1 protein-coding gene is annotated in these 614 nt (G+C 55.5%); it reads left to right on the top strand.

Annotated features, from left to right (window positions below):
• Positions 1-94 precede the first annotated feature (94 nt).
• Positions 95-614: cation transporter (locus C451_RS01155; RefSeq protein WP_007736751.1), on the top strand; the 520-nt coding region annotated here is incomplete at its 3' end.

The following is a 614-nucleotide window of genomic DNA, read 5'->3' as shown; positions in this document are numbered from 1 at the left end:
TACCAGACGAACCATCGCCGCCGCTTTGATGCGAAGTCCGGATTTGGAATATTCCAACTAAGGCTTATCGAGCTGTCCACCCTATCTTACGACGATGACTGAAGGTCTGGACGCAGCGGGGCAGGCGAGCAACTCGGGGCAGGGACGACAATTATCTGTCCGTCTTGCTGTCCCAGAGATGGACTGCCCCTCCTGTGCACAGAAAGTCGACAAGAGTCTCCAGCGCGTCAACGGAATCACTGAGACGACACTCCAACCGACTACCGGCACAGCCACGGTAACCTATGATCCAGACCGTACTGCCGAAGCTGACGTGGTTGCAGCTATCGAGGGAGCGGGTTACGAGGTTGCTGGCAATGAAGGTGATTCTAATGGGAAATCAGATAGTGAAATGGACATTGTGCCGCCGTCGGAGATCTGGACGAGTCCTCGCGCGATCAAAACATGGATTGGCGCAGGCTTCGTCGTCCTCGGCCTTCTCTTTGAGTTCGTTCTTGCCGGACAGAATCCGGAGGTAGCGTTCCTTCTCGGCTACTCACTGACGCTTGCGGATGGGCTGTTTCTCGTCGCAATTGCTGTCAGCGGCTATCCCGTCGTTCGTGGTGGGTATTACT

Source organism: Halococcus thailandensis JCM 13552, assembly GCF_000336715.1.
GTDB classification, from domain to species: Archaea; Halobacteriota; Halobacteria; order Halobacteriales; family Halococcaceae; genus Halococcus; species Halococcus thailandensis.
Note: the sequence above shows the minus strand (reverse complement) of the source record. Positions and strands in the feature narration are given on the sequence as shown.